The sequence below is a fragment of the Microbacterium sp. dk485 genome (assembly GCF_004570445.1).
In the GTDB taxonomy this organism is placed as follows: domain Bacteria; phylum Actinomycetota; class Actinomycetes; order Actinomycetales; family Microbacteriaceae; genus Microbacterium; species Microbacterium wangchenii.
This window is the reverse complement of sequence record NZ_SPQW01000001.1, coordinates 1,925,749-1,943,828: the sequence shown is the minus strand read 5'-3', so window position 1 is coordinate 1,943,828 and position 18,080 is coordinate 1,925,749. Positions and strand designations below refer to the sequence as shown.

The following is an 18,080-nucleotide window of genomic DNA, read 5'->3' as shown; positions in this document are numbered from 1 at the left end:
GCGAGCTCGCTCAGAGGTCGCGTCGGCGGATCGCCACGGTCGCGGCGGCGAGGATGAGGGCGACCCATCCGGCCAGCCCTGCCAGCGCGACCAGTGAGGGGATCTCCGACGGCGTGCTCCCGATGGCGGCCTGGCTGAGCGTGAGCGGCAGCGCCTGCCCCCACAGCGGCCACGCACCGGTGGCGAGCACGGCGACGCCCTGCGTCATGAGCTCCAGCACGACGGCGCCGAGCATGATCAGCACGCCGGCGAGCTGGCTGCGCGCCAGGACGCCGATGCCGAGGCCCAGGAGCGCGAGCAGCGCCACCACACCCGTTCCGCGCGCCATCACGGCGGCGATGTCGGGGATCCCGATCTCCAGCGTCGTGCCGGTCGCGGGCAGCGACACCAGCAGTGCGACGAGGCTCACGATCGCATACGCAGCACCCAGGACGAGCCCGGTCACCGCCGTGGCGCCGACCTTCGCCGCCAGGATCCGTCCGCGCCGAGGTTCTGCCAGCGCGGTGGGCACGATGCCCCCGAACCGGTAGTCCGTGGTGCCGGCGAGCACACCGAGCACGAGGACGGCGAGCGCCGCGATGCTGAGCGATCCGCCGCCGCCACTCGCGCCGAGGGGGCTCAACGACGCCAGCTGGGCGGATGCTGTCGCCACACCGGATGCGGGCAGGTCGTCGCCGAGGGCGTCGGCGCCGGGGCCGATGGTGCCGCTGGCGAGGGCGGGCAGCAGGACGACGAGCACAAGCTGGGTGGCGACCAGGCCGAGCACGCCGACGGCGAGGGCGACCTTGGTCGCAGCCGTGGTGGTCAGCTTCAGGAGTTCTCCGCGGAACATCAGCGCACCCCCGCCCGGCTCGCGGTGACGTCGAGATAGAACCGCTCCAGATCCCCGCCGTGGGCGGAGACGAGGGAGGCCATGTCACCCGCGGCGACGACGCGCCCGTGCGCGATCACCACCACATCGTCGGCGACGAGGGCCACCTCGGAGAGCACATGGGACGAGAGCAGCACCGCGCCGCCCGCATCCGCGAAGGCCCGGATGCGCTCGCGCAGCCAGTGCATGCCCTCGGGGTCGAGGCCGTTGGCGGGTTCGTCGAGCACCAGCACCGTGGGCTCGCCCAGGAGTGCGGCGGCGATCGCGGTGCGCTGGCGCATGCCGAGGGAGTACCCCGCCACGCGACGGCGGGCGGCGGCCGTCAGCCCCACTTCCTCGAGCACGGCGTCGACCCGTTCGGATGCGGCGCCGATCTGGGCGGCGACGATGCGAAGGTGATCGCGGCCGCTCCGGCCGGGGTGCAGTCCCCCGCCGTCGAGGACGGCGCCGACGGTCCGGGCCGGATGCGGAAGCTCCGCGTACGGGCGACCGTGGATGTCGGCGGTGCCGGCGTCGGGGGACGCCAGGCCCAGGAGCATGCGGATGGTGGTGGTCTTGCCGGCCCCGTTGGGTCCGAGCAGGGCCGTGACGCGCCCGCCGCGGGCGTCGAATCCGACGTCGTCCACGGCGGTGTGCGCACCGAAGCGCTTGGTCAGCCCGCGCGCGGCGAGGGCTGGTGTGTGGTTGTTTTCTTCCATACCGCCAGCGTCGTCCTCGCGGCGGACGAGCACCCCGTCCGCGAGGACAGTCGGCCCTGGCCGCCCGAACAGAACGCTCGGCCGGCGAGGGCTCCGCCGTCACGCGCCGGCGCGGACGGTCAGCCGAGTGACCGGCAGACGCGCCGCGGCATACCTCAGCACCCGCGGGGCGAAGAAGCGATGGAGATGCGAGATGACCGCCCACATGCGCCTGCCGGACGGGGTGGCCCGGTGCACCGCCGTCACCAGCGACACGGAGTCCCCCGCCACCACGACGACGACCTGATCCGCGGAGCGCGGAGACTCCACCCTGCCCCGCAGGACGCCGAGCTCCGACACGGCGATGGTGTAGTCGCCGATCCGGTCCGGCGATCCCGGCCGACTCAGCATGACGCCGAGCAGCCCGCGCGTGACCGCCCGGAGGAGCAGCGGACGGTCGTCGATGAACATCGCTCGCGCCCACTGCTCGGCCGACCAGCGGTCGGCTTCCGGGAACTCCAGCGTGAAGGCGTCGAGGTAGTCGTAGCGGGGCAGGGTCACCAGCTGCGCGAAATCCGCCGGCACCTGGCCGACCCCCACCACGGACCGAACAGACCACCGCGAATGGCTCATGTGAATCCCTCCTCGTCTCCGCCAGCCTCCGCCGCGGAGCCCGCCGGCGCCCTCCCGCGACCGCCACGGTGCATCGCGATACTGCCGTGTCACGGCGACCGCGGTCATGCGGATACCGGCCGCGGGTCAAGCCCACCGCGATGGGGGCGGAGTGCCGGTACCGTGCTGGCATGAAGGCCATCGTGTACTCCTCCCCCGGCGACTCCTCCGTCCTCTCCCTCGTCGACCGCGATCCGGCGGAACCGGGCCAGGGCGAAGTACGCGTGCGCGTCGAGGTGTCCGGCGTGAACCCCACCGATTGGAAGGCGCGGGTGGGAACCACCCGCCGCGACGACTTCGCCGAGATCGTCCCGAATCAGGATGGCGCGGGGGTGGTGGATGCGGTCGGCGACGGTGTCACGGATCTCCGGGTCGGCGACCGGGTGTGGCTGTACCTCGCGCAGCACGGGCGCCCCACCGGCACCGCGCAGGAGCAGGTGGTGGTGCCCGCCGCGCGCGCGGTCAGGCTGCCCGAGGGCGTCGACATGGCGGTCGGGGCTTCTCTCGGCGTGCCCGCCATGACCGCGCACCGCGCGCTCACCGTGCACGAGCACGGCCCGGCACGACTGCATCCCGGCGCCCTGGAGGGTCGCACGGTCCTGGTGGCCGGCGGCGCGGGTGCGGTGGGGCACGCCGCCATCCAGCTCGCCCGATGGGCCGGGGCCACCGTGATCGCGACGATCTCGTCGCCCGCCAAGGCGACGCTGGCCCGTGCCGCCGGCGCCGACCACACGGTCGACTACACCTCCGAGGATGTCGCCGCCCGCGTGCGCGAGCTCGCCCCCGACGGCGTCGATCACATCGTGGAGGTCTCGATCGCCGCCAACGCGGAGGTGGATGCCGCCATCGCCGCCGATCACGGGTCGATCGCGTACTACGCCGACGACGGCGGCGAGACGTTCGCGATGCCCATCCGCCCGAGCTTCGCGAAGAACCTCCGCATACAGGGGGTCCTCCTCTACACCGTGGGTGCCGAGGCGTGGGAGGCCGCGGCAGCCGACATCACGGCGGCGCTGGAGGACGGCGCGCTCCCCGTGGGAGAAGAGGCGGGTCTGCCCCTCACGTGGTTCTCGCTGGCCGAGACGGCGGCGGCGCATGACGCCGTCGAACAGGGGACGGTGGGCAAGGTCCTCATCCGGGTGTGAGCCCCGCAGCGCTCAGCCGCGCACGTGGACGCCCAGGTGCGCGGCGAACATCTCCGCCATCATGGCGAGCTGGTCGTGGTCGATCGTGGCTCCGGCCAGGCCCGCCGGCCCGTCCACGGCGTCGAACCGCAGCCCCCGCAGGTCCACGTGTTGGAGCCGGCTGGCCGCCAGGTCGAGACGGCCCGCCGTGCAGCCCTCGAACGCCACGCGGTTCAGCCGCGCACCGCTCAGGTCGATCTCGTCGAACCGGCAGTTGCGGAAGACCACGTCGCGAAGCTCGCCGGCGCGCAGGTTGATCCAGCCGATCTTCGAATCGGCGACGACGACGTCCGAGAGCGCTGCGTCGTACAGCTCGACGGAGCCCAATCGCGACGCGAGGATCTCGACCTCGCGCAGGCGCGTCCGCCCGGCGCGCAGGGTGGGCGCGTTGAGGCGGTCGATGCGCACCTGCGAGAACTCCGCGGCCTGCAGCACCGCGTCGTGAGCCGACCACTCGGAGAGCTCGCATTCCAGGAACCGCGCGCCGGAGAGGTCCCTTCCGGCCACATCCGCGCCGGTGAACCGGGATGCCTCGTAGGAGCCGCCCGCGCGCAGATCGCGTGCGTCGGCATCGGCCAGAGCCGGAAGGTTCGGGGATTGGATGCGGGGCTGCTGCAGCGGGGTGGGTCGGGTCACATCATCCAGTCTGCGCCCCGCCACCACGCCGCTCGTCCCTCCCCGGCACACACCGCCGACGATCAGACGGCGAAGCCCAAGGAGCCGAGGGCCACCGTGACCATGTCGACGAAGGTCGTCTCGCGCTGCTGCGCGGTCATCTCCTCCTCGCGCAGCAGATGGTCGCTGATGGTGCCGACCATGAGCGTCTCGATGCCCTCCGCCGCACCGACGGCGTAGAGGCCGGCGGCCTCCATCTCCACGGCCAGGACGCCGTGCGCGGTGAGGCCGGCCGTGGTCTCCGGGCGGACGCCGTAGAAGCTGTCGCTCGTGAACACGGCGCCCACGTGAGTGCGCAGGCCCCTGTCCGTGGCGACGGCGACGGCGTCGCGCAACAGCGCGAACGAGGGGGCATGACTGAAGTGCACACCGGGGATGCGCAGCTCACTCATGGCCGAATCCGTGTGCGCCGCGGAGGCGATGACGACATCGCCGATCGCGACGTCCTCCTGCATGGCACCGAGCGTCCCGGTGCGCACGATGCGGGTGACGCCGAAGGCCCGCGCGAGCTCGGTGGCGTAGATCGACACCGACGGCATACCCATCCCCGATGCCAGTACCGAGATCGGGCGGCCGCCGATGGATCCGGTGAACCCCAGGATGCCGCGCACGTCGGTGACCAGCCGCGGCTCGTCGAAGAACGTCTCCGCGATGCGGCGCGCGCGGCGGGGGTCGCCGGGCAGGAGGACGTCGGAAGCGAAGTCGCCGGGGGCGGCGGCGATGTGAGCAGTGGTCATGGCGACCTTTCGGGTGGGGACGGGGCTCGTCAAGGCGACGGCTCGAAGACCAGGGTGACAGCAATGGCACCCATCGGCTCGCCCGCGGGCGCTCTCTGTGCAGCCTCCGCGCTGCTCGAACTCCTCAATTCCGCCGCCGTAGGCGCTGGTTGGGACGGTTTCGACCGCACTCACTCACGGTTTTGAGGAGTTCGGAACTGCGCGGGCTCAGGGCAGGCCGGGGAGGGTGTCGGCGAGGACCTCGAGCACGTGCCGGTAGGCGTGCCCGGTCGCCCGCGTCATGCCGAGCTCGCACGTGCGGTTGAGCGAGGCGTGCGCCACCGACCCGCCGGCTGCGACCTCGGCGGCCTCCGGCGCGGTGGCCGAAGCGGTGAGTTCGGGATGCAGCATCCCGCGATCTCCGGCGAAGGCGCAGCATCCCCAGTCGTCGGGGACGTGCACCTCGTCCGCGGCGGCGGCAGCCACTCGGGCGAGGGCGGGGTTGATGCCCATGCGGGTCGACGAGCACGTCGGGTGGATCGTGAGCGAGGCGACGCGATCCCCGGCCGGAAGACGCTCGAGCACCACCTCGTCGACGAACTGGACGGCGTCGAGAACGCGGATGCCCGCGTCGCCCGCCGCCTCCAGCAGCACTTCCAGGCCCTCCGTGCAGGACGAGGCGTCGCACACGACGGGCAGCCGGCCTTCGCGCGTGGCCGCCCGCAGCGATGCGGCGACACGGTCCTTCATCGCCGCGTACCCGTCGGTCAGTCCCTTCGACTTCCACGGCGTCCCGCAGCACAGCGACGGGATGTCGGCCGGCGTCGCCAGCGGCACGTCCGCTCGCGCGCACAGCTCGCGGAACGATTCGGATGCGCCGCGCGCACCGGGTTCGGCGGGGCCGAACATCGTCGTGGTGCAGCTGGGGAAGTACACCGCGACGGCGCCCGGTTCGGTGAACGGCCGGCGCTTCGCACCCCCCGCGGGCAGGTCTCCGCTGTACTTCGGAACCACGTCATCCCCGAGCACGGCCCGCGCGACCGTCGTGGCCGCCGCCGGCAGTGCCCCCGGAACGGCATCCGCCACCGACAGCGCCATCCCGCCGACGCGACTGACCGTGCCCCACTGCTTCGCTGCGAGCGTCCACCCGGCCTGTGCGAGCGCGTTCTGGTTCTCCGCGCGCAGACGCCGCACGAGGTCACCGGTGTTGATGAGCACGGGGCACGCGGTCTGGCACATGCCGTCCACGGCGCACGTCTGCACGCCGTCGTAGTCGTACTCCGACCGCAGCTGCTCGGCGAGCGCGGTGTCGCCGGCAGCTTCGGCCCGCGCCATCTCCCGCCGCAGGACGATGCGCTCACGGGGCGTGAGGGTCAGGTCCTTGCTGGGGCACACCGGCTCGCAGTAACCGCACTCCACGCACCGGTCGACCTCCTCCTCCACGGTGTGGACGATCTTCAGGTCGCGCACGTGGGCGCTCGGGTCCTCGGCGAGGAGCACCCCCGGGTTCAGGAGCCCCTCCGGGTCGACGAGCGCCTTCAGCTCGCGCATCACGTCGTACAGCTCGTCGCCGTACTGGCGGCGCACGAACGGCGCCATGATGCGGCCGGTGCCGTGCTCGGCCTTGAGCGTGCCGCCCTGGGAGAGGACGAGTTCGACCATCTCCTCCGTGAAGGCCTCGTAGCGCAGCAGCGACCGGGGGTCGTCGAAGCGTTCGTTGAGAAGGAAGTGGATGTTGCCGTCCTTGGCGTGCCCGAAGATCACGCTGTCCTCGTAGCCGTGCCGGTCGAACAGCTCGATGAGGCTCGTGCACGTGTCGAGCAGTCGCTCCACGGGGACCGCGATGTCTTCCAGGAGCGCGGTCGTCCCGGAGGGACGTGCCCCCGCCACCGCGGTGAACAGTCCCTTGCGGATATGCCACAGCTGCGCGCGGATCGCCGGGTCGGTCGTGAGCACGGCCGGCACGGCCAGCTCCAGCGCCGACAGCAGCGGACCAGACGCCGACACGAGCTCGTCCAGCCCGCCGGCCGTCTCGGCCTGGTGCTCGACGAGCAGCGCCGCGTGTCCGGCGACCTCGAGCCCCCGCAGCTCGGCCGTGGCGTCGGGGTCGCGTTGCGCGACGCGCAGGCTCGTGGCATCCATCAGCTCGATCGCGGCGAATCCCGCTGCCACGAGGGCCGGAAGGGCCGCGGTGGCCGCATCCAGCGTCGGGAACACCAGGAGCCCCGTCGCGACGTGGGTGGGCATCGGCACGGTGCGGAAGGTGGCCTCGGCCACGAACGCCAAGGTGCCCTCGCTGCCGATGACCAGGTGCTCGAGGATGTCGATCGCGCGATCGTGGTCGACGAACGAGTTGAGGCCGTAGCCCATCGTGTTCTTGATGGCGTAGAGCTTCTCGATCGTGCGCAGCGAGGCGGGGTCGGCCCGAACGCGGTCGCGCAGGGCGAGGAGTCCCGTGTGGATGCGCGGCTCCCGGGCCCGGAGGATCTCGTCCGCATCCGGCGACGACGTATCGATGACGGTGCCGGAGGGCAGGACGAGGACCGCGGAGTCCAGCGTGCGGTACGTGTTGGCGTGGGTGCCGCAGCACATGCCGCTGGAGTTGTTGGCGACCACGCCCCCGATCGTGCAGGCGATCTCGCTCGCCGGGTCGGGCCCGATCTTGCGCCCGTGCCGCGCGAGGCGGAGGTTGACCGCCCGCACCGTGGCGCCCGGGCCGGTCTGCACGCGGGCGCCGTCGTCGAGCACCGTGATGCCGCGGAAGTGCGTGCGCGTGTCGATGAGCACACCGCCGGTTCCGGCCTGACCGGACAGGCTCGTCCCGCCCGAGCGGAAGGTGACGGGGACGCCGGACTCGTGCGCGGCGCGCATGGTCGCCGCCACGTCGGAGGCGTCCTTCGCCTTCACGACGGCCTGGGGGGTCAGGAGGTAATGGGATCCGTCATGGGCGGCCGCGAGCCGGTCGGTCGCGCGGGTGCGCACGTCGACACCGGCCGTGCCGAGGTTGCGCAGCAGCTCTGCGGCGGGCGCGGGCAGCGTCGCCGTACCCGTGGGGTCCATTGCCATCGTGCATCACCCTTCGCAGTGATCGACCGGGGAACGTCGGGAACGCGTCAGGCCATGATCCATCCGCCGTCGACGCCGAGGGTCTGTCCGGTGATGAATGACGCGTCGTCTCCCGCCAGGAACGATACCGCCGCAGCGATGTCGGCCGGCATGCCGCGGCGCGGGAGAGCCTGAACCTCCGCCTGCGCGGCGGCGATGGCGTCCTGATCGGGGAAGTTGGCGATGTCGGCCTCGGTCTGGATGGATCCCGGCGAGACGGCGTTGACGGTGATGAAGTCCTGCCCCACCTCCCGCGCGAAGGCGCGCGTGAAACCGACGACGCCTCCCTTCGAGGCGACGTAGTCGACGAGGTTCCGCATCCCGAGCGCGAACGTCACCGACGAGATGTTCACGATCCGCCCCCATCGGCGTTCGCGCATGTCGCGCGCAGCGGCCCGCGAGCACAGGAACACCGAGCGGAGGTTCACGGCCATGAGCTCGTCCCAGTCGGCGACCGAGACGCTCTCCCACGGCCGGTGCACGCCGGTGAGCGCGGCGTTGTTCACGAGCACGTCCACCCGCCCCTCCTGCTCGAGGATCGACGCGAAGGCCCCGTCGACGGCGGCCTCATCGGAGACGTCGGCCACGATGCCGCGCCACCCGGCCGACCGGGCGACCTCCTCGACGGCGGCATCGACGTCGATCACGACCACGCGATGCCCGTCCGCGGCCAAGCGCTCGGCGATCGCACGGCCGATGCCGCGGCTTCCTCCGGTGACGACGGCCACCCGTCCTGTTGCGCCCTCAGTCATGGCTCGCACCCGCCTCCTGTTCCGGTGTCCATCTGGATTCGGCTTTTCCCGCGACATCGACACGCGCACGGAACACCGCACCGGCGTGCGGCTCGTCGACATCCTCGGCGGCCGTGGTGAGGAGCACTTCGTCCAGCTGCGGGCCGCCGAAGCACAGCGACGTCACCTGCGACGCGCCGGGGGTGCGGATGACGTGCGTGCGCCGGCCGTCACTGTCATACCTCTCCGCGCGGCCCCCGCCCCACAGGGCGATCCACAACCCGCCGCCGGCGTCGAGGCACAGCCCGTCGGGGAGCCCGTCGACGCGCACGGCCTCCTCGACCTGCGCGATACCGCCGTCCGGATCGAGGCGGTAGCGGTACACCACGCGATCGAACGTGTCGGCGTGGTATGCGGTGCCGTCGGCGTCGAAGTCCAGCCCGTTCGACAGCGTGAGTCCGGAGCGCACGACGGTGGGCGCGGCCGCGTCGAGGCGCCACAGCACCGCGGCGCGGGCGTCTGCTCCTCGTCCCACCGTGCCGACCCACAGCCGCCCCCGCGGATCGACCCGCGCGTCGTTGGTGCGCCCGTGCCGGTCGGCGAGGTCGGGGAGAGGGTGCTCCCGCTCGATCCGCCCTTCCCGCAGCACGAGGATGCGGTCGCCGGCGACGACGCCCTCACATCCGTCGCCCGCGTCGAAAACGGCCGAGACCGTTCCCCCGAGTTCGGTGCGCTCGAGAGGTCCGTCGGATCGGGCGCGCAGCACCGATCCGGTCTCGATGTCCACCCAGTGGTAGGCACCGCCGAACCAGCGCGCGGACTCCCCGAGTCCGTGCCCCGTGGCCCACCAGAGTTCTGCGTCTACGTCCATGTCCTTGCGCCTTCCGGTTCAGCCCGCGGTGGCCGTGGGAGTGAGTGCACGGATGAAGAGATCCGGGTGGTCGACGAACACGCCGTCCACCCCCGCCTCGAGGAGCTCGCGCCACTCACCGACGTAGTCCCCGTGGGCGGCCGGGTCGTCCCCCCGCCGGTAGCGGGGTGCGAGGAACGTGTTCTCGGGGCGCAGCGTCCACACGAGAGGCCGCCATCCCTCGCCCCGGATCGCGCGGACCGCCGCCGCGGCGCCCTCCGGATGCTGCAGGACGAGGTCCTTGTCGATGCTGAGGTAGGCGGGGCCATCCCCGTCGCGCCCTGCGGGACCGAATGCGGCCTCGGCCTGCTCGAGGACCTGGGCGAGTGAGCCGCCCTCCCGCAGGAGGGCGCTGTCGCCGCGAAATCCGGCTGCGCGCATGCGCCGGAGCGCCTCCGGCTCGAAGCTCTCCACCAGAACGGTGCGCGTGCGGCCGTCCGGCCGCGGGGAGGCGGCGAGCACGTCGATCACCGCACGCTCGAGATCCAGCCCGTGCGCGCGCAGGTGGTCCGAGTGCTTCAGCTCGATGACCAGCGCGCACTCGCCCCCGGCGGTGTCGTCCACGAGACCGATGAGCTCGGCGAGCGTCAGGACGGCGCCGCCCTCGCTCGCCGCGCTGCCGGGGCGCAGGTGCGGCCAGCGCTCGTGCCGGCGCAGCCCCTGCAATTCGACGCTCGTGAAGTCCTCCGCGAACCACCCGTCGCGCGAGGATCCGTCGACGACCTTGACGGTGCGGCGCTCGGCGAACTCCGGCCTGCGGGCGACATCGGTCGTGGCCGACAGCTCCGTCTCGTGCAGCACCATCGGCACGCCGTCGGCCGAAAGCACGACGTCGGGTTCGACGGCATCCACGCCGAGCCGGATCGCCGTCTCATACGATGCGCGGGAGTGCTCGGGGCGATGTCCCGGTGCCCCGCGGTGGCCGATCACCCACGGTGTGCGGAGACGGCTTCCTCGTTCAGTCATCCGCGCCGGCCACGACGCGCCGCGACTGCGCGCCGAGCCCGTCGATCTCCACCTCGACACGGTCGCCGTCGGCGAGGTACGGGAACCGTCCGGACAGCGCGACACCCTCGGGCGTGCCCGTCAGCACCAGATCGCCAGCCTCCAGCCGCACGTACTGGCTGAGGTGCCACACCAGGAACTCGACGGGGAAGATGAGATCGGCGGTCGTGGAGTCCTGCCGGACCTCTCCGTTGACGCGGCTGCGGATACCGAGGTTGCCCGGGTCGATCTCGTCGGCGGTGACCAGGAAGGGGCCGGCGGGCGTGAATCCGGGCGAGATCTTGCCCTTGGACCACTGTCCGCCGGGACGTTCGAGCTGGTACTCGCGCTCCGAGACGTCGTCGGCGAGGACGTATCCCGCGATGTGCGCCCACGCGTCCGACGGGTCCTTCAGCCGGTACGCCGGCGTGCCGATGACAACGCCGAGCTCGACCTCCCAGTCGGTCTTGCGGCTTCCCGGAGGGAGCACCAGGTCATCGTCGGGACCGCACAGGGTGTTGGGGGTCTTGAGGAACAGGATGGGCTCGGTCGGAGCGGCAGCGCCGGACTCGGCGGCGTGGGCTGCATAATTCAGCCCGATGCACAGCAGAGCGTGGGGCCGCGCGATCGGCGGTCCGAAGCGGCGAGCTTCGTCGGCGGGCAGCTGCGGGAGGCTCCCGTCCTCCAGCGCGACGGCCACGCGCGCGCGGGCGGTGGGGTCGGCGAGGAAAGCACCGTCGATATCGGCCGTGATCGGCGTGAGGTCGAACAGGGCGTCGCCGCGCGCCACGACCGGTTGCTCGGCCCCGGGTCGGCCTACTCGCGCGAATCTCATCCGTTCCTCCTGTTTCGGCATGCGGGTGTTACAGTTTACTTATCAAACTTTCAATGCGCATCGCGAATCGCGGTGTGCAGAGGGGGAACAACATGGCCGCATCCGATGAGACGGTCACGCGACCCAGATCCCACACGGTCGGTGTGCTCTCGAAGGCGGTGGACGTTCTCGAAGCGCTGGTCTTCGGCGAGGCGCAGACGTTGCGCGAGATCGCCGAGGCGAGCGGGATCGAGAAGGCTGCCGTCTACCGCATCCTGAACACGCTCGAGGAACGCGGGCTCGCGATCCGGGATGCGCACAAGCGCTACGTGCCCGGTCCGCAGCTGCTGGCCATGTCGTCGGCCCTCATGAAGGGGCAGGACGTCGTCGCCGACCTCCTGCCGGTCATGAACGACCTTCGCGACGAATTCCACGAGACGGTCAACCTGGGCGTGCTGGTCGGCGATCACATCCAGTACCTCGCGATCGTGGAGAGTCCCCTGAGCCTGCGGATGACCGCTGAGGTCGGCAGTCTGCACAGCGCGCGGTCCACGGCACTCGGCAAGGCGATCCTCGCCTCGCTCGACGACGACCAGCTGCGCTTCGCACTGGGTGCGGACATGCCCGACGGCGACGAGGCACGCATCCTCCAGGACGATCTGCAGCAGACCCGTGATCGTGGGTATGCGATCGACTTCGAAGAGAACGAGCGCGGCGCCATCTGCGTCGCCGCCATCGTCGGCGGCGCCGGCCACGGCAGGCAGCACGCGCTGAGCGTCTCCGGACCGATCACCCGCATGACCCCGCCGGTCATCGAACGCCTCGGCGCGCGGCTGCGGGAGCTGAGCGCCCGCAGCCGCTGAGCGCTCACCCGCACGACCCGCCCGGGACGTTCGGCGGCAGCACCGGCCAGCCCGGCCGGCTCCACGCCGGCCCGCAGCGGAAGTCCACGCGGTCCGTCGCCGGCGGCGTCACGACATCCTGTCCGCCCCACCAGGACGTGAACGCGAAGTAGTCCATGTCGGAGCGGACCGGGTCACGCGGGTCCGCCAGCGCCGGAAAGCCGTCCATTCCGAGGGCCAGGCGCGACGACATCGACACCACGTAAGAGTGATGGGCCAGTAGAGGCCGGCCGTCGACGCGCACGCTCTTTATGCGCTGACCCTCCGGCTGCGTCGGGTTGGCCACAACCGTGACGCCGGAGAGGCCGAGGGGCACGTACTGCTCGGCGCCGGCCGCATCCGTCCGCCACTGCTGCTCGAGGACGTCACGGATCTGCGCCCCGGTCAGCCGCCCGGTGACGATCGACGATCCGCGGCCCTGAGCCGCCCATGCCTCGCCGAACAGCACGCGGGCCGGAGCATCGGCGGCGTTCGTGCCGACGGCGTGGGAGATGCCGCCGCGCACCTGATAGGGCTCGACCATCGCCAGATCGGGACGCGTGCCGAGGTTCTCGCCGCCGATGTCGCGGTAGGCGTCGGCGACGAGGTTCTTCATCGGGGATTCACCGGTGTCATCGAGGGTCATAGGCACGTCGGCGGTGACGGTGCCGAGCGGATCGGCCCACAGCTGCCCGCCCACGCCGTTCCAGTAGTCCACGGTCGCGGCGATCCCCGCGTCGGCGGGGATGTCCCGCGTGACCGGGACGTTCGTCGCCGCTGCCGTGCCGGGCACGACGTCGCCGGTGACCGCATCGACGTCGAATCGGATGTCGGCGAACAGCCGCCCGTGGTGCCCGGGCGAGATCACCGGCCGCTCCGTGCCGTCGGGGCCGGGCAGCATGCACGAGAAGGCGGTGTGCCAGTGGCCACCCACGATGACGTCGACGAGGGGGCTCGCGTGCGCCGCCAGGTCGACGATGGGACCCTGCACATCGGCGCACTGATCGAACGTGCCCGTGGTCGAGGCACCCTCGTGCGCGAGCACGACGATCGCGTTCACGCCCTGGGCTGCGAGGCGCTCTGCCTCGGCGTCCACGGCGTCCAGCATCTCCCCCGCCTGCAGCGCACCCACCTGATACGACGCGAAGATCCGCTCCACGGCCGGCGTGGTGACGCCGATGACGCCGACCTTGCGCGTACCCCGCCCTCACCGCGGACCTCGCGCACGTAGGAGGCCGCGAAGGGCTCGCTCCCATCGGGCGTGCGTGTGAGGTTGCCGGCGAGGAACGGGAAGTCGGCCCCGGCGAAGGCGGTGCCGTCGGACTGCGGGAAGCACATCCCCGGATCGCCGTCGCAATCGCCGGCGGCCATATGGTCGGCGAGGAACCACTCGGAGATGTCGAGCTCGTGGTTGCCGACGGTCGACGCCTCGATGTCCAGCGCGTTCAGAACCTCGATCGTCGGCTCGTCGCGGGTCATCGTGACCTGCCACTGCCAGCCCGTGAAGCTGTCGCCGTTGCTGACCCGGAGGGAGTTGTCCACGCCCTCCGCGGCGGCGTCGAGGTGCGTGGCGAGGTACGCCGCGCCGCCGACGCTGAGCACGCGCCCGTCCGAGGTGCCGATGGTGCCGTTGGCCTGGTCGGCCGGCGGACTGAGGTACCCGTGCAGATCCGTGATCGCCAGGACCTGCACGTCGATGGGTGCGGCCTCGGATGCGACGGCGGGTGCGGCGAGCGCAGACCCGGTGAGGACGGCGGCGACGACGGTCGCCATCAGCGCGCGGCGGCGGGTGGATGCCATGATCGCCCCCGTCAGCTCTCGAGTCGCGTGGTACGCACCACGACATCTTCGCCGGCGAGGAACTCCGGGCTCAGTTCCGTGCCGAGGCCCGGCGCCGTGGGCAGCGCGAACGTGCCGTCGGTCACTTCGGGCACGTAGGTGACCATCGTCGGGTAGACCGAGCGCAGGTATGCGCGCACCGACTCCTGGTACCGGAGGTTGGGGGTCGCAGCCGAGAGGTGGATGCCCGCCAGGAGCGTCAGCGGACCCGTGCAGTCGTGGTACGTGACCGGCAGCCCGAACGTGTCCGCCAGCACCGCGATCTTGCGGCTCTCCGTGATGCCGCCGGCCCACGTGGGATCGATCATGATGAGATCCGCGGCATCCTGCTCGAGGATCGGCATGTACTCCTGCCGCGTCACGAGGTACTCGGAGACGGAGATGGGCGTTCGCGACGATGCGCGCAGACGCGCGAGCGTGCGCGGGTTGTCGGCGAGCGTGAGGTCTTCGGCCCACGCGAGGTCGTACTGCTCCAGGCCCTTGGCGATGCGCATGGCGGGCGTGAGATCCCACAGCCCGTGGCCGTCCACCATGATCTCGATGGCGTCCCCGACGGCGTCGCGGATCGCAGCGACCGTGGACAGACCGGCTTCGAGGTCTCCCGCCTCGATCGCGCGCGAGCCCTTGGCCTGGGCGAAGCGGTCGAAGGGCCAGATCTTCATGCCCTTCGCACCCTCGGAGACGAGATCCTGCGCGAGCTCCCCCGGACGGTTCAGGAACGCATCGAAGTCATCCCACATGCCGGCCACGCGCGAGCTGCCGTAACCGGCCTGCGATCCGCCCTCCACGGAGGCGTACAGGGGGCCGCCGCACGTGTTGTAGGTGGGGATGCTCTCCTGTGCCGTGCCGAGGAGGCGGTGCACGGGCTGGCCGGAGGCCTTGCCGAGGATGTCCCACAGGGCCACGTCGACCGCCGACAGCGCGCGGATCTCCGCTCCCCGCCCGCCGAAGCGCGCGTAGGCGCGGTACAGGTCGCGCCAGTGCCGCTCGATCGCGAGCGCGTCCTGGCCGAGCAGGACGGGTGCGATGTGCTCGTGGATGAGCGAGATGCAGGTCTGCGGCAGGTAGAACGTGTCGCCGATGCCCTGGATGCCCTCATCCGTGTGGATGCGGACGAACACCAGGGCCGGCATGGCGCTGCGGGCGCCGGGGTAGATGGTCTCGACGGCGGTGATCTTCATGGGCGGAGGCTCCGTTCGTTGTCGATGGCAGGGCGCGGCGATCCCGCGCGGTCGTGCTCGGTCTCGAGGGGGAAGAGGGGACGCCGGCGGTGCCGGTAGTCCAGGGCGGAGAAGTCGTTGGCCGTCGCGCCGGGCGTGTCCGCGTACGCGATCCGGTCGACGTAGGCCCGGTAGCCGGCCACCGGGGAGTGCACGCCCTTGGCGATGACGATCTCGTGCGCGCGCGGATCGACGCCCAGGCTCAGCAGCTGCTGAGCCGAGGAGGGCAGGATGGCGCGGCTGCACAGCACGAGCGTCTGACCGCCGTCCAGGGCCAGCGCCGCGGAGGGTCCGGCATCGAAGTAGCGGTGCCCCACGTGCGTGGGACCGGGGTCCTCATAGCGGCCGTCGGAGATCGCCGTGACCGTGCCGCGGACGGACAGGGCGGGGTCGCCGACCGCGAGTTCCACCGCTGCGCCGACACCGGCCTGGTGCGCTCGCGCGGCGGCGCCCCGGTCGCACACGATGCCGACGACGCTGCGGCGTCCCGTGGCGATGGCATGCCGGAGGAGATGCGTGCGGGCCCCGGTGCCGCCGGCGCCGATGTTGTCGCCCACATCGAGCAGGAGTGTCGTCGCGTCCGCGGGCGCATCCGCGAGGGCGGCAGCGGGAGCCGCCGGGTCGGAGCGGAATCCGTCCCGGCCCGCCCACATCACCTCTGCCAGCCGCTCGGCACTGTCGCGCGCGGTGGGGTCACCGAGCGGTGCCACGACGAGCACCGACATGCCCATCTCCGGGACGTCCGCCCACGGGAATCCCTGGAACAGCGATACCGACAGGATGCCGGGCAGCCCCCGGGCCTCGTCCGCGGCGCGGGCGAACCGCGCCCAGGGCTCGGCTGCGGTGGCCTGCGCGAGGATCCCCATCACCGCCGGCACCGTCACCAGCTCGCAGCGGGGGCGCATGCCCTCCGCCAGGGCACGCGCCACGATATCGGCGGCCTCCTGGCCGCGATCCTTCGCGTCCACATGGGGGTTCGTGCGGTAGCCGACCAGCACGTCCGCCGCTGCCGCCATCCGCGGCGAGACGTTGGCGTGCAGGTCGAGGACGGCGGCGATGAGGGTCTCCGATCCCGCCGCGGCGCGCAGTGCGTCCAGCACCGCGCCGTCGAGGTCGGGTTCGGCGGTGGACACCGCCGCACCGTGCAGCGCGACCAGGAGCGCATCGAAGGGGCCGTGCTCGGTCACCGCTTCGCGCAGTCGCGCGATCACCTCGGCGGCTGCGGCGGCATCCAGAGGCGCAGACGGCACGAACTCGATGTAGGTCAGCGGGACGGCCTCCCACCCGTGGCGTGCGGCGCCGGCGAGCAGCCCCGACACGGCGGTGTCGGCATCCGCGTGCTCGTCGAGGATCCGTGCGCCCGTCAGCGCGCGCGGCTCGACGTCCTCGAGCCGGATCGCGCCGGGGGCGAACGTGTTGGACTCGTGGAAGAAGCCCAGGACCCCGACCCGCACGCGCCTGGCCGTCATGAGCCGGCGTGAGCGGCGAACGCCCGATCCACACGCTCCTCGGTGTCAGCCAATTCGGCGTCCGCGTGCGCCGCGCTGACGTACCAGACGCCGCGGGCGGCCACCCACACGCCGTGACGGATGAGCTCGCGCGACAACGCCGCATAGCGGGGCGCGTCGCACGCCAGGATGTCGCGGTTGTCCTTGAGGGTGCGGCCGCCGCTGAAGGAGACGTGGAAGGCCATCGGCACTCCCTGCACGTGCAGCGGAAGGTCGTGCGTGGCCGCGGCGGCGCGGATGATCTCCTGCAGTGCCCGGCCGTAGTCCTCCATGCGCTGATACGGCGACGTCTCCTGCAGGATCCCGGTGGCCGACAGCACCGCGGCGGTCGCCATCACGGAGGCGTTGAAGGTCCCCGAGTGGTTCACCTCGCCCGTACCGAACCGCTCCATCAGGTCGCGGCGGCCGGCCAGGGCGCTGACCGGCCAGCCCGCAGCGATCGCCTTACCGTACACGGCGAGGTCGGGCGTCACGCCGTAGCGCTCCGCCGCGCCGCCCAGGCCCACGCGGAAGCCGGTGATGACCTCGTCGAAGATGAGCACGACGCCGAACTCGTCCGCCAGCGCGCGCAGTCCCTGGAGGTATCCGTCCTCCGGCGGGATGGAGCCGGCGTTGAGCATGATGGGCTCGGTGATGATCGCGGCGATGTCATCGTGCGCCTCGAGTCGCTCCCGCACGGCGGCGAGGTCGTTCCAGGGCGTGGGCACGAAATCCCCCAGATAGTCGGCGATCTGACCGGCGCCGGCGACGATCGCGTGACCCTCGGCGTCCCAGTTCGCCAGCGTGTTGTCGAGCCACCCGTGGTACTGCCCCTCGAACCGGATGAACCGGCGCTTGCCGGTCGCCGCGCGCGCGAGGCGGAGCGCCGCCTGCACGCTCTCGGTGCCGGATACCCCGAATCGGACCATGTCCGGCCAGCCCAGGATCTCCACGACCCGCTCCGCCGCGCGGACCTCGGCCTCGTGCTGAGCACCGAACAGCATGCCCGCGCTCACCGCGGCGGCGACGTCGGCCTGCAGCTTCGCCGGCGCGTGTCCGAGGATGTTCGGCCCCTGGCCGAGCAGGTAGTCGATGTACTCGTTGCCGTCGACGTCGTACAGCCGCGCCCCTTCGCCGCGCTCGAAGTAGATCTTCGGCGCCGCGAGGCGCACGTTGGAGTTCACGCCGCCGGGCAGCGTGCGGTGGGCACGGGCATCCAGGTCGGCGGAGGTGGCGGAAACGCGGACGCCGTCGGCGGCCGTGCTCGAGGAGCGGTTCACGGTGATTCCTTGCTTGTTCGTCGTCGTGGGGGCG

The 18,080-nt window shown here is 71.9% G+C and carries 17 protein-coding genes; 2 read left to right on the top strand and 15 right to left on the bottom strand.

The genetic code is table 11. The features are described 5' to 3' along the window. Positions 1-10: 10 nt before the first annotated feature. From E4V99_RS09130 to E4V99_RS09120, 3 genes are all read right to left on the bottom strand, one after another. Positions 11-832 (bottom strand): hypothetical protein, encoded by an 822-nt coding sequence (locus tag E4V99_RS09130; RefSeq protein ID WP_135069082.1) that lies wholly within the window; start codon positions 830-832, stop codon positions 11-13. Next, positions 832-1,569 carry an ATP-binding cassette domain-containing protein gene (locus tag E4V99_RS09125; RefSeq protein WP_135117007.1) on the bottom strand — a complete coding sequence of 246 codons (738 nt, stop codon included), beginning with the start codon at positions 1,567-1,569 and terminating at the stop codon, positions 832-834. The genes E4V99_RS09130 and E4V99_RS09125 overlap by 1 nt, the downstream gene beginning before the upstream one ends. A gap of 99 nt (positions 1,570-1,668) precedes the next feature. Then, complete coding sequence (locus E4V99_RS09120) at positions 1,669-2,181, bottom strand: hypothetical protein (RefSeq protein WP_135117006.1); 513 nt, start codon at positions 2,179-2,181, stop codon at positions 1,669-1,671. Positions 2,182-2,351: 170 nt separating this feature from the next. On the opposite strand from E4V99_RS09120, the gene E4V99_RS09115 reads away from it, so the two are divergent. Further along, positions 2,352-3,365, top strand: coding sequence for an NADPH:quinone reductase (locus tag E4V99_RS09115; RefSeq protein WP_135117005.1), 1,014 nt, complete (start codon positions 2,352-2,354; stop codon positions 3,363-3,365). A gap of 12 nt (positions 3,366-3,377) precedes the next feature. Here E4V99_RS09115 and E4V99_RS09110 read toward each other — a convergent pair whose 3' ends face one another. From E4V99_RS09110 to E4V99_RS09080, 7 genes are all read right to left on the bottom strand, one after another. After that, on the bottom strand, positions 3,378-4,040 hold the full coding sequence (locus E4V99_RS09110) for a pentapeptide repeat-containing protein (RefSeq protein ID WP_167747812.1): 663 nt from the start codon (positions 4,038-4,040) through the stop codon (positions 3,378-3,380). 62 nt (positions 4,041-4,102) lie between these two features. After that, a complete protein-coding gene (gene deoD / locus E4V99_RS09105) occupies positions 4,103-4,816 on the bottom strand; it encodes a purine-nucleoside phosphorylase (RefSeq protein ID WP_135069097.1) in 714 nt (237 codons plus the stop codon). 207 nt (positions 4,817-5,023) lie between these two features. Beyond that, positions 5,024-7,855 carry an FAD-binding and (Fe-S)-binding domain-containing protein gene (locus E4V99_RS09100; RefSeq protein ID WP_135071459.1) on the bottom strand — a complete coding sequence of 944 codons (2,832 nt, stop codon included), beginning with the start codon at positions 7,853-7,855 and terminating at the stop codon, positions 5,024-5,026. A gap of 53 nt (positions 7,856-7,908) precedes the next feature. Further along, positions 7,909-8,652 (bottom strand): 3-oxoacyl-ACP reductase FabG, encoded by a 744-nt coding sequence (fabG, locus tag E4V99_RS09095; protein ID WP_167747813.1) that lies wholly within the window; start codon positions 8,650-8,652, stop codon positions 7,909-7,911. Then, entirely contained in the window at positions 8,645-9,502 is an 858-nt protein-coding gene (locus E4V99_RS09090) for an SMP-30/gluconolactonase/LRE family protein (RefSeq protein WP_135069103.1), read from the bottom strand. The genes fabG and E4V99_RS09090 overlap by 8 nt, the downstream gene beginning before the upstream one ends. Positions 9,503-9,520: 18 nt before the next feature. Further along, the gene (locus tag E4V99_RS09085; RefSeq protein WP_135069106.1) at positions 9,521-10,507 is read right to left on the bottom strand and encodes a glycerophosphodiester phosphodiesterase family protein; all 987 of its coding nucleotides are present in this window, start codon (positions 10,505-10,507) and stop codon (positions 9,521-9,523) included. Next, complete coding sequence (locus E4V99_RS09080; RefSeq protein WP_135069108.1) at positions 10,500-11,360, bottom strand: fumarylacetoacetate hydrolase family protein; 861 nt, start codon at positions 11,358-11,360, stop codon at positions 10,500-10,502. The genes E4V99_RS09085 and E4V99_RS09080 overlap by 8 nt, the downstream gene beginning before the upstream one ends. Positions 11,361-11,452: 92 nt before the next feature. On the opposite strand from E4V99_RS09080, the gene E4V99_RS09075 reads away from it, so the two are divergent. After that, positions 11,453-12,202, top strand: a complete 750-nt coding sequence (locus tag E4V99_RS09075; RefSeq protein WP_167747814.1) for an IclR family transcriptional regulator — start codon at positions 11,453-11,455, stop codon at positions 12,200-12,202. A 4-nt stretch (positions 12,203-12,206) separates the two neighbouring features. On the opposite strand, the gene E4V99_RS09070 is transcribed toward E4V99_RS09075, so the two are convergent. From E4V99_RS09070 to E4V99_RS09050, 5 genes are read right to left on the bottom strand one after another with little or no spacing between them, the layout of a single operon-like run. Next, positions 12,207-13,379 carry a 5'-nucleotidase C-terminal domain-containing protein gene (locus tag E4V99_RS09070; protein ID WP_135117004.1) on the bottom strand — a complete coding sequence of 391 codons (1,173 nt, stop codon included), beginning with the start codon at positions 13,377-13,379 and terminating at the stop codon, positions 12,207-12,209. Continuing rightward, on the bottom strand, positions 13,277-14,020 hold the full coding sequence (locus E4V99_RS09065; RefSeq protein WP_135117003.1) for a hypothetical protein: 744 nt from the start codon (positions 14,018-14,020) through the stop codon (positions 13,277-13,279). Before E4V99_RS09065 ends, E4V99_RS09070 begins: the two co-directional genes overlap by 103 nt. An 11-nt stretch (positions 14,021-14,031) precedes the next feature. Further along, positions 14,032-15,240 (bottom strand): mandelate racemase/muconate lactonizing enzyme family protein, encoded by a 1,209-nt coding sequence (locus tag E4V99_RS09060; protein WP_135069117.1) that lies wholly within the window; start codon positions 15,238-15,240, stop codon positions 14,032-14,034. Continuing rightward, complete coding sequence (locus tag E4V99_RS09055; RefSeq protein WP_135069120.1) at positions 15,237-16,748, bottom strand: M81 family metallopeptidase; 1,512 nt, start codon at positions 16,746-16,748, stop codon at positions 15,237-15,239. Before E4V99_RS09055 ends, E4V99_RS09060 begins: the two co-directional genes overlap by 4 nt. Further along, on the bottom strand, positions 16,745-18,046 hold the full coding sequence (locus E4V99_RS09050; protein WP_222707571.1) for an aminotransferase class III-fold pyridoxal phosphate-dependent enzyme: 1,302 nt from the start codon (positions 18,044-18,046) through the stop codon (positions 16,745-16,747). Before E4V99_RS09050 ends, E4V99_RS09055 begins: the two co-directional genes overlap by 4 nt. Between the last annotated feature and the right edge of the window lie 34 nt (positions 18,047-18,080).

What these genes read in the sequence shown, in the direction of transcription:
- deoD (WP_135069097.1), bottom strand. Translation starts at nt 4,816, where the DNA reads ATGACCACTGCTCACATCGCCGCCGCCCCCGGCGACTTCGCTTCCGAC.
- E4V99_RS09075 (WP_167747814.1), top strand. Translation starts at nt 11,453, where the DNA reads ATGGCCGCATCCGATGAGACGGTCACGCGACCCAGATCCCACACGGTC.
- E4V99_RS09055 (WP_135069120.1), bottom strand. Translation starts at nt 16,748, where the DNA reads ATGACGGCCAGGCGCGTGCGGGTCGGGGTCCTGGGCTTCTTCCACGAG.
- fabG (WP_167747813.1), bottom strand. Translation starts at nt 8,652, where the DNA reads ATGACTGAGGGCGCAACAGGACGGGTGGCCGTCGTCACCGGAGGAAGC.
- E4V99_RS09115 (WP_135117005.1), top strand. Translation starts at nt 2,352, where the DNA reads ATGAAGGCCATCGTGTACTCCTCCCCCGGCGACTCCTCCGTCCTCTCC.
- E4V99_RS09080 (WP_135069108.1), bottom strand. Translation starts at nt 11,360, where the DNA reads ATGAGATTCGCGCGAGTAGGCCGACCCGGGGCCGAGCAACCGGTCGTG.
- E4V99_RS09060 (WP_135069117.1), bottom strand. Translation starts at nt 15,240, where the DNA reads ATGAAGATCACCGCCGTCGAGACCATCTACCCCGGCGCCCGCAGCGCC.
- E4V99_RS09130 (WP_135069082.1), bottom strand. Translation starts at nt 832, where the DNA reads ATGTTCCGCGGAGAACTCCTGAAGCTGACCACCACGGCTGCGACCAAG.
- E4V99_RS09120 (WP_135117006.1), bottom strand. Translation starts at nt 2,181, where the DNA reads ATGAGCCATTCGCGGTGGTCTGTTCGGTCCGTGGTGGGGGTCGGCCAG.
- E4V99_RS09125 (WP_135117007.1), bottom strand. Translation starts at nt 1,569, where the DNA reads ATGGAAGAAAACAACCACACACCAGCCCTCGCCGCGCGCGGGCTGACC.
- E4V99_RS09085 (WP_135069106.1), bottom strand. Translation starts at nt 10,507, where the DNA reads ATGACTGAACGAGGAAGCCGTCTCCGCACACCGTGGGTGATCGGCCAC.
- E4V99_RS09065 (WP_135117003.1), bottom strand. Translation starts at nt 14,020, where the DNA reads ATGGCATCCACCCGCCGCCGCGCGCTGATGGCGACCGTCGTCGCCGCC.
- E4V99_RS09090 (WP_135069103.1), bottom strand. Translation starts at nt 9,502, where the DNA reads ATGGACGTAGACGCAGAACTCTGGTGGGCCACGGGGCACGGACTCGGG.
- E4V99_RS09100 (WP_135071459.1), bottom strand. Translation starts at nt 7,855, where the DNA reads ATGGACCCCACGGGTACGGCGACGCTGCCCGCGCCCGCCGCAGAGCTG.